Source organism: Ornithinimicrobium sp. (assembly GCF_051004135.1).
In the GTDB taxonomy this organism is placed as follows: Bacteria; Actinomycetota; Actinomycetes; order Actinomycetales; family Dermatophilaceae; genus Ornithinicoccus.
Genome location: NZ_JBPCKQ010000141.1, coordinates 1 through 8,244, shown reverse-complemented (window position 1 = coordinate 8,244; position 8,244 = coordinate 1). Strand labels below are relative to the sequence as shown.

Sequence of the window (8,244 nt, the reverse complement as noted above, 5' to 3'; positions counted from 1 at the left end):
CGGCTCAACGTCTGGGGGTGCGTCAGTCCGCACACAGTCCGCAGAAAGTCCGCAACAGGCCCATATCCCCACCGCGCTCGTCAACGGCTACCAACGGTAAAAGTGCAGGTCACAGGCCAGAACCGTGGCATAGCTGCTGGTCACAGAATCGGCGTGCCGTTACCCGGCGTCCTGCCCGGCCCGGCCCCTGGGGTGGTGGTGGCGCACGTGCCGTGGGCCCGGCACGACGCCGGACACACCTACGTTTTCGATGAGCAAGTGGCCTGGTTGGCCACGCAGAACTCCAACAGCGCGATGACCCTTGCGCGTCTGAGATCGGTAACCAGTTCCTGGTCCAAGTCTCCGCATCTTTGCTGGTTCGATGATCGGACTGGGCAAGGAGATTGATCATGACCGAGCCGAAATCTAGGCAGGCCTCGGCAAAGGCCTCTCAGCCCCGGGCCAGGCGTAACGCAAGAAGCTGGCGCCCTCGCAGAAGTGCGAGGTGTTCACCAACGGCGTGATCGCTGAACGGCGGCGTGCCGCTCAATGTTGGCCGGCCCGCCTACAATCGATGATGTGACCGCCAACCGCGACGAGCTGATCCACCTGATCGAGGGTCTGCCCGACGACCGGGTTGACGCGCTGCTCGCGGACGCCCGTCGGCTGACCGCGCACAGGCCGAGGGGATCGTGGCCGCCTGCGTTCTTCGGTGCGGGTGTCTCCAAGGACGGGAGTACCGACATCGGCCGGAACGTCGACAAGTACCTCGCTGAAGGCTTTGGTCGCGCTCGCTCGTGATCCTCTGCGACTCAGGTCCGCTCATCGCCGCCGCGGCGTCCAACGATGCCGATCACTACTCCTGTACGGAGATGTTCAGCGGTCTCCGGCTTGCTGAACGCCGACTTTTGATCCCGCAGACAGTCGTCGCTGAGGTCGGCTACATGCTGGCTGCGTGGGTCAACACGGAGGTCGAGGCGAAGTTCCTCGAATCCGTCGCCGCTGTCGACTTCGAGCTCGTCGCCTTGGTGCCCAACGACTTCGTGCGAATGGCTGAGTTGGTGCGTCAGTACGACGGTCTGCCGCTCGGCACCACCGACGCCTCCGTGATCGCACTCGCTGAACGTCTCGGAGTCGATCAAATCGCCACACTCGATCATCGGCACTTCCGCGTCGTACGACCGAGTCACGTCGATGCGTTCACGCTGCTCCCAGAGGTCGTCTCCTGAGATCCGAGCGGTCCGCAAATAGTCCGCAAGATGACACGCCGCGACCACCTCTGGCCAACGACGTCCAACAGTGCGAGCGTCGTGTTTGTGCAGGTCACAGCCATTTTCAACGGTGACACACTGTCTCCAAGAGCAGCCAGTTCTGAGGGTTTTCGTTCCGCTTCAACGTCTGAAGTGGGCGAGTGCGCGCCTGCGCTTCACCTGGCCGCGGACCAGTCGAAGGGCACGTGGCCACCCACGCCCTTCGCTGCCGGGCAATCCGACGACAGTCACGTCAACATCGCACAGCAGGGAGAGGTGCCCGGCTGACTTCGAAGAGCCGGTGATCCTCGCGGAGGGGTTCGCCGGCCCGCGAGGAGTACCCTGCTGGCATGGTCACTAGTAGCGTGTCGCCTCTAATTTGATGGGTATGTGTGGTCAGTAGAAGCGCTGTCGGCCGGTGCACCGCATGATGAATCACGGTATGATGCATGACATGCGGACGACTGTGGATCTGCCACCCGCAGCCCTAAGGCGCGCGCGGGAGATTGCGGTGCGCACCGATCGGTCGCTCTCCAGTGTCATCGCAGAACTCACCCTGCGCGGGCTCGCCCAAACCGAGGACGAGCAGCAGCCGGTCGCTCATCCGATCACTGGCTTCCCGACCGTCCGGGTGGGCCGAAGGGTCGACAGCGAAGACGTGGCGACGCTGTGGGACGACGAGTGAGGGCTGCTCGCGAGTCCCGGCCGATCCATCTGCTTGACGCCAACGTGCTCATTGCTCTGGCCGCGCAGGATCATGCTCACCACGAGTCAGCACAACGGTGGCTGGCGGGTGTGGAGGGTTTTGCCGTCTGCCCGATCACCGAGGGCGCGCTCGTGCGCTTCCTGCTTCGCGAGGGCGAGTCGGCGGCTATGGCTCAGTCCGTTGTGGCAGAGATCCACGCCATGCCCGGAAGCGAGTTCTGGCCTGACGATGTCTCCTATCGAGACGCCGACCTTGCCGGCGTCCATGGTCATCGCCAGGTGACCGACTCCTACCTTGTCGCCATGGCGACGGCCCGCCCGCCCAGCCAGTTGGCGACGTTCGACATGGCCTTGGCCGCTCGTCGCCCGGAGGCCTGTGAGCTGGTCCCGACGGTTGATCCGGTGTCGACGGCCTGACTTTTCCGGCGTCAGTAGCCGGGTCCGGGCCACGGCTCCTCGTCGTAGGCGGAGGGTCCGTATCCTCCGCCGACTCCGTAGAGACGAGGTCCGTCTTCGTAGTGCTTCCAGGCCGGGGCGTCGATGACCCAGCAGCGGGCGAGGTCGTGGGCCTCGGCGTAGGAGGTCACGATGTCGCCCATCCGGTGCAGCAGGTGGTCGGCGCGTCGTCCGATCAGGTCCTGCTCGAGCCCGCGCCGACCGACCTCCTGAGCCACCTCCCGGACCACCGGTCTCCTGGACTCACTGAACGCGCACAGCAGCCCGTAGGCCGTGGTGACCAGGTCGTCGTCCAGTCCAGGGACGCCCCCGTGCACGACCGGTGCGGGCAGCGGTGCGGAGGGCGGGGGCGGCTCGCTGAGCAGCATGACCTGGCGCCAGTCGTATGCCGGGTCGTTCAGGTGCGCGCGCCGCGGACAGCACCCGATCCGCGGGAGCGCGCCGCTCCTGCACCGGCAGCAGCCGCCGCGCGCGCGTGCCCACGGTCGACACCGGACGTTGCAGCCCGGTGGCGATCTCGTCGTGGTCTGCGTCGTCGCGGATCAGGGCCACCAGCCGCTCGTAGTCCTGATTGGTCCACGGCTCGCAGGCCCGGTCTCGGCATGGCTGTTCCTGTGTCGTCGTCGAGAGCCCACCCTGACCCGGGTGCGGCATGTCGCGCAGGATTCATCCACAGGCACCGGTGAGGCCGTCAGTGTTGCCGATCCGGGCGCAGCAGCTCGGCGCGGGTCAACGGCATACCACTGACCCCGCCTGGAGCGGGTCTCACGGCCAGCACCTGGTTGACCCCGATCTGGTTGAACTGGAACTGCAGCGCCGCGCCGGCCATGTAGAGCCACCACACGCGAGTCCTACCGGACCCTCCCAACGCCACCGCTCGGTCCCACTCCCGCTCCAGGTTGGCGACCCACGCCCGCAGCGTCAGGGCGTAGTGCTCGCGCAGCGACTCCACGTCGCGCACCTCGAAGCCGGCGCTCTCCAGCGCGTCCACCATGGTGGCCAGCGGCTCCAGCTCCCCATCGGGGAAGACGTAGCGGTAGAGGAAGGAACGCCGGTCGTCCTTGGGGTCGTTGGGCGGGCCTGGCCGCCGCGCGATGGCGTGGTTGAGCAGCCGACCTCGGGGCGCGAGGAGAGTATGCAGATCGGTCGCGTACTCCGGCAGCCGCGACAGCCCCACGTGCTCGGCCATCCCGATGCTCGCGATCGCGTCGTACGGGCCGTCGCGCACCTTGCGGTAGTCCTGCACCCTGATCTCGACGAGGTGCTCCAACCCTTCGGTCCGCACCCGCTCCCGAGCCCGGGCCGCCTGCTCGCGGGAGAGGGTGATCCCGACCGCGTGCACGCCGTACTCGCGTGCCGCGTGGATCACGAAGCCGCCCCATCCGCAGCCCACGTCGAGCACCCGCTGGCCGGGGACCAGGGCCAGCTTGCGCGCGACGAGGTCGAGCTTGGCCCGCTGCGCGTCCTGCAGGCTGTAGTTCCCGGACGGCGGCTGCTCGAAGTAGGCACAGGAGTAGACCATCGAGGCTCCGAGGACGAGCGCGTAGAAGTCGTTGCCGACGTCGTAGTGGTGCGAGATCGCTCTGGCGTCCCGGCCGGGGGTATGCCGTCGCCACCGGGAGAGCCGGGTCTCCTCGGCCGGTGGCCGGGGCGGCGGGCCGACCGCACCCAGCCGCAGCACGGCTTTGGCGATCGCAGCCTTGGCCGCTGCGTCGACCCGGACTCCCGGCCCCTGTTCGGAGTTGGCCAGCGCGTCGAGTCCGCTGATCGCTGCCACGATGTCACCCTCGATCTCGATGTCACCGGCGACGTAGGCCCGCGCGAAGCCGAGCTCGTTGGGCGACCACAGCAGCCACCGCAGGGCTCGGCGCCGGGCGAAGCGGATGCGCAGCACGCCGTCGGGTGGTCCGAGCACACTGCCGTCCCAGCACTCGATCCGGACCCGGGGGGACGCATTCAGGGCCGTCCGCACCAACGGCTCCAGCACTTCGGCGACACTCATCGCAGCCTCCTTACCTGGGAGTACGTGCCAGGGACCCCTCGGCACGCGCCTTTGCCGTCAGGATAGAACCCAGGGAGTCCTCGCGCTCGAGGCCCCGGAGTTGCGGTAAGAGTAAGACAGGCAAGATTCTTGCATGCTGGTTACCGACAAGGGCCAGGTCACCATCCCCAAGCCGCTGCGAGACGCACTCGGCATTCAGCCCGGCACGGAGGTGTCCTTCGAGGCGGAGGGTGAGACCTTGATCGTCCGCAAGCTGCGCGGTCCTGACGGCCGGGGTAGGTCGATCGCCGAGCGGCTCAGGGGGCGGGGGGACGTCTCGATGACCACCGATGAGCTGATGGCCTTGACCCGTGGCGAGATGGCGGCGCTCGGTCTCTCGACTCACGTGCAGTAAACCTGTGGCGTGCACGGCCGGGGGCTGCGTACGGTCCCGGCATGCCAGACGCCGTCTTCGACGACCCGCGGCTGGCCACCGTCTATGACGCGCTCGACCCGGACCGCAGCGATCTGGAGGTGTATGCCGAGATCGCCCGGGAGGTGGGTGCTCGCCGAGTGCTCGACGTCGGGTGTGGCACCGGCACCTTCGCGACCATGCTGACCCACGCAGGAGTGGAGATCACGGGCGTGGACCCGGCCGGGGCCTCGCTCGACGTGGCCCGAGCCAAACCCGGCGCCGACCGAGTGCGGTGGATCCACGGTGATGCGACGACCCTGCCGGCGATGCAGGTCGACCTGGCCACGATGACGGCTAACGTGGCCCAGGTCTTCGGCACCCTCGCCGACCTCGAGGCGACGTTGCACGGCATACGCGCTGCTTTGCGTCCCGGCGGGTGGCTGGTCTTCGAGACCCGCGACCCGGCACGGCGGGCCTGGGAGGGGTGGACCCGGGAGCGGACCGACCGGCGCACCCACGTCGAGGGGGTCGGGGTGATCCGGGAGTGGGAGCAGGTGACGCAGGTGCGCGAGCCGCTCGTGTCGTTCCGCTCGACCAACACCTTCGAGGCCGACGACCTGGTGCTCATTTCGGATTCCACGTTGCGCTTCCACACCCGTGAGGAGGTCGAGCAGGCGCTGGCCGCGACCGGCTTCGGGGTCGAGGAGGTGCGGGATGCCCCGGACCGCCCCGGCAGTGAGCTGGTCTTCCTCGCTCGTGCCAATCAACAAGAGTGATGCACCCCTGATGCAGCTATGATGCATAGATGCGCACCACCGTCGATCTCCCTCCTGCTGCCTACCAACGGGTCAAGCGGCTGTCCGAGGAGCGGGCGCAGTCCCTGTCGAGCACGATCGCGGACCTGACGGTCCGCGGGTTGGCCCAGCTCGGTCAGCCGGTAGCCCTCAGCGTGAGTGAGCGCACCGGCCTTCCGGTGGTGTCGGTCGGCCGGCCGGTGACTTCCGAGGAGGTCGCCGAGATGCTGGCCGAAGACTGAGTCCGCTGATGCCCGATCCGGTCACCTGGGGCAAGGAGACTTCGCTGCTTGACGCGAACGTGCTCATCGCGTTGGTGGTGGTCGAGCACGAGCACCACGAGGTGGCCGAGGGGTGGTTCGTCGGCCAGTCCGAGGTGTTGCTGTGTCCCACGGTCGAGGGTGCCCTGATGCGCTACCTCGTCCGGTTGGGGGAGTCGGCCACGACGGCCGGGGAGGTCTTGCACCGGTGGCGCGAACACGCCAAGGTGACCTTCGTGCCCGACGACCAGTCCTACACGGTGGCGGACTGGTCCAGCGTCCGGGGATATCGACAGATCACCGACACGCACCTGGTCTCCTTGGCGCGCCGGCACGGCGCGCGACTGGCGACCTTCGACCGCGCCCTGGTGGTGCAGCATGCCGACGGCGCGCGATCCGTGCCGGTGCGACGACAGGAAAGATGAGCCGCGTGCCCCCAACGACGACCGGCCACACGGTGCTCGCCACCGCTGACAGCGCGGCCTACGCCTCGATCCGCCAGCGACCCACGTCGCGGGCCGAGCGGTATGCGATGGGCAAGGCCCTGCGCAAGGACGTGCCACGCAAGGCGCTGGGGGACTGGCGGGCGTGGCCGGGGCGGCCCGACCCCGTCGCGCTGATCCAGGAGTCACACGAGGGGCGGCGCTCCGAGCTCGTCCCGCTGCGGGTGGGCCGGATGATCACCAGCCCCTACGGCTTCCTGCGCGGCACGGCGATCGTGATGGCCGACGACGTCTCGCGCCTCCCGGCAACCGGGATCATGCCGGTGATCGGCGGTGACGCGCACTTCGGCAACTTCGGCTTTTATGCCTCACCCGAGGGAGAGCTGGTGATCGACCTCAACGACTTCGACGAGGCGCACCCCGGGTGCTGGGAGTGGGACCTGCGCCGCCTGGTCGCCAGCATCCACGTGGCCGGACGGGAGAACGGCCTGTCCGAGGAGCAGTGCGACGCCGCGGTGCGGGCGTGTGTCGCGGCATACCGGGCGGAGCTGAGGTTCCTGGCCGAGCAGCCGCTGCTGATGCGCTCCTACAACCAGCTCGACGTCGAACGACTGCACGAGACCGCCACCGAGAAGACCTTGCGCAAGGAGATCAAGCGCTCGACCAAGCGGGCCCGCAAGCGCACCAGCGACCGGGCGCTGCCCAAGTTCACCGCCGAGCAGGACGGGCATCGCGTCATCACCGAGGACCCGCCGACCATCACGCGGGTCGAGGACCGGGAGCGGGCGGACCTGGCCGCGGCCCTCGACGGCTACCTGATGACCCTGGCGCCGCACTGGCGGCGGGTGGTCGGCGGCTACACCCTGGTCGACATCGCGCACAAGGTGGTCGGGGTCGGCAGTGTCGGGCTGCGGGCCTACGTCGCGCTGCTCGAGGGCAGCACCCCCGACGACGTGCTCTTCCTCCAGCTCAAGCAGGCCCGGCGCTCGGTCATCGCCCGCTACGTGCACGGCGACTCCGCGCTGCACGAGCACCAGGGCCAGCGGGTGGTGGAGTATCAGCAGGCGCTGCAGACGGTCAGCGACCCCCTGCTCGGCTGGGCCACCGTCGGTGGGGAGCACACCTACTACGTGCGCCAGTTCCGCAACAGCAAGGGCACGATCCCGCTGGACGCGATCGACGCGCCGGCACTGACCGACTACGCCGGCATCGTCGGGCACCTGCTCGCCAAGGGTCACGCCCGCACCAGCGGCGCGTCCATGATCGCCGGGTATGTCGGGGGCTCGGACAAGGTGGACAAGGCACTGGCTCGGTTCGCCCGGCTGTATGCCGACCAGACCGAGGCCGACCACGCCGGACTGTTGGCCGCGGTGAAGCGCGGTGACCTGCCCGTCAGCGAGGGTGCGCTGGACAACGTCGGCTCCGCCTTCCGCCCATGATCGGCAGTGCTTCGGTCACCGGGGCCAGCGCGAAGGTCCACGGGCCGGACCATCTATGCAGGATCCCAGCGCGGCCTCGAGCGTCCAGACACCGACGTCGGTGAACCTGCTCGCGTTGCGGAACTCATCTCGCTCGACGAGCAGGACCACGTCACCGGTCCCCATCCGCCCCCCTGGCAACGCGCCCGCGACCTGCTGGGCCAAGGCGGTCCTGGTGCTGCGCTGGTTCAACGACGACACCAAGGTTCACCTGCTGGACCGCGACGCCGGGGTCTACCAGGCCACCGTGTACCTGTACCTGTACCTGTACCTGTACCTGTACCTGGAGGCGACCTATCTCAAGGTCAACTGGTCTTAAGGTCAACTGGTCTTAAGGTCAACTGGGGATCGCATGTCGGTGATCTGGCCTTGCTGGTGGCAATCGCGGTCAATGCGAACGGTTTTCGCGAGGTGCGGGCAGTCGAGTCGGCGGCCGGTGAGCGCAAGGAAGCGTATCGCAGTTTGCGCGTGCAAGCCCGCTTG

General features: G+C 68.1%; 12 protein-coding genes. 10 read left to right on the top strand and 2 right to left on the bottom strand.

Going from position 1 to position 8,244, the window contains the following annotated elements; all coding sequences use genetic code 11:
- Positions 1-558: 558 nt before the first annotated feature.
- From ACR2FV_RS09350 to ACR2FV_RS09335, 4 genes are all read left to right on the top strand, one after another.
- Positions 559-780, top strand: coding sequence for a hypothetical protein (locus ACR2FV_RS09350; protein WP_434015421.1), 222 nt, complete (start codon positions 559-561; stop codon positions 778-780).
- Positions 777-1,208 (top strand): type II toxin-antitoxin system VapC family toxin, encoded by a 432-nt coding sequence (locus ACR2FV_RS09345; RefSeq protein WP_434015420.1) that lies wholly within the window; start codon positions 777-779, stop codon positions 1,206-1,208. Before ACR2FV_RS09350 ends, ACR2FV_RS09345 begins: the two co-directional genes overlap by 4 nt.
- A gap of 532 nt (positions 1,209-1,740) precedes the next feature.
- The gene (locus tag ACR2FV_RS09340) at positions 1,741-1,914 is read left to right on the top strand and encodes a hypothetical protein (protein WP_434015419.1); all 174 of its coding nucleotides are present in this window, start codon (positions 1,741-1,743) and stop codon (positions 1,912-1,914) included.
- Positions 1,911-2,351 carry a TA system VapC family ribonuclease toxin gene (locus ACR2FV_RS09335; RefSeq protein ID WP_434015418.1) on the top strand — a complete coding sequence of 147 codons (441 nt, stop codon included), beginning with the start codon at positions 1,911-1,913 and terminating at the stop codon, positions 2,349-2,351. The genes ACR2FV_RS09340 and ACR2FV_RS09335 overlap by 4 nt, the downstream gene beginning before the upstream one ends.
- Before the next feature lie 11 nt (positions 2,352-2,362).
- Here ACR2FV_RS09335 and ACR2FV_RS09330 read toward each other — a convergent pair whose 3' ends face one another.
- Together ACR2FV_RS09330 and ACR2FV_RS09325 are read right to left on the bottom strand one after the other, a co-directional pair.
- A complete protein-coding gene (locus ACR2FV_RS09330; RefSeq protein WP_434015417.1) occupies positions 2,363-2,758 on the bottom strand; it encodes a hypothetical protein in 396 nt (131 codons plus the stop codon).
- 323 nt (positions 2,759-3,081) lie between these two features.
- A complete protein-coding gene (locus tag ACR2FV_RS09325) occupies positions 3,082-4,392 on the bottom strand; it encodes a class I SAM-dependent methyltransferase (protein WP_434015416.1) in 1,311 nt (436 codons plus the stop codon).
- A 133-nt stretch (positions 4,393-4,525) separates the two neighbouring features.
- Between ACR2FV_RS09325 and ACR2FV_RS09320 the strand changes: the two genes are divergently transcribed.
- The 6 genes from ACR2FV_RS09320 (at position 4,526) to ACR2FV_RS09295 (ending at position 8,080) form a co-directional block, all read left to right on the top strand.
- The gene (locus ACR2FV_RS09320) at positions 4,526-4,786 is read left to right on the top strand and encodes an AbrB/MazE/SpoVT family DNA-binding domain-containing protein (protein WP_434015415.1); all 261 of its coding nucleotides are present in this window, start codon (positions 4,526-4,528) and stop codon (positions 4,784-4,786) included.
- A 41-nt stretch (positions 4,787-4,827) separates the two neighbouring features.
- Positions 4,828-5,562 (top strand): class I SAM-dependent DNA methyltransferase, encoded by a 735-nt coding sequence (locus ACR2FV_RS09315; RefSeq protein WP_434015414.1) that lies wholly within the window; start codon positions 4,828-4,830, stop codon positions 5,560-5,562.
- Between the two features lie 29 nt (positions 5,563-5,591).
- Positions 5,592-5,822 carry a hypothetical protein gene (locus ACR2FV_RS09310; RefSeq protein ID WP_434015413.1) on the top strand — a complete coding sequence of 77 codons (231 nt, stop codon included), beginning with the start codon at positions 5,592-5,594 and terminating at the stop codon, positions 5,820-5,822.
- Positions 5,823-5,830: 8 nt separating this feature from the next.
- On the top strand, positions 5,831-6,265 hold the full coding sequence (locus ACR2FV_RS09305; protein ID WP_434015412.1) for a PIN domain-containing protein: 435 nt from the start codon (positions 5,831-5,833) through the stop codon (positions 6,263-6,265).
- A 5-nt stretch (positions 6,266-6,270) separates the two neighbouring features.
- On the top strand, positions 6,271-7,722 hold the full coding sequence (locus ACR2FV_RS09300; RefSeq protein WP_434015411.1) for a DUF2252 domain-containing protein: 1,452 nt from the start codon (positions 6,271-6,273) through the stop codon (positions 7,720-7,722).
- A gap of 100 nt (positions 7,723-7,822) precedes the next feature.
- Positions 7,823-8,080: a hypothetical protein gene (locus tag ACR2FV_RS09295; RefSeq protein WP_434015410.1), complete on the top strand. Its 258-nt coding sequence runs from the start codon at positions 7,823-7,825 to the stop codon at positions 8,078-8,080.
- The last annotated feature ends 164 nt before the right edge of the window (positions 8,081-8,244 follow it).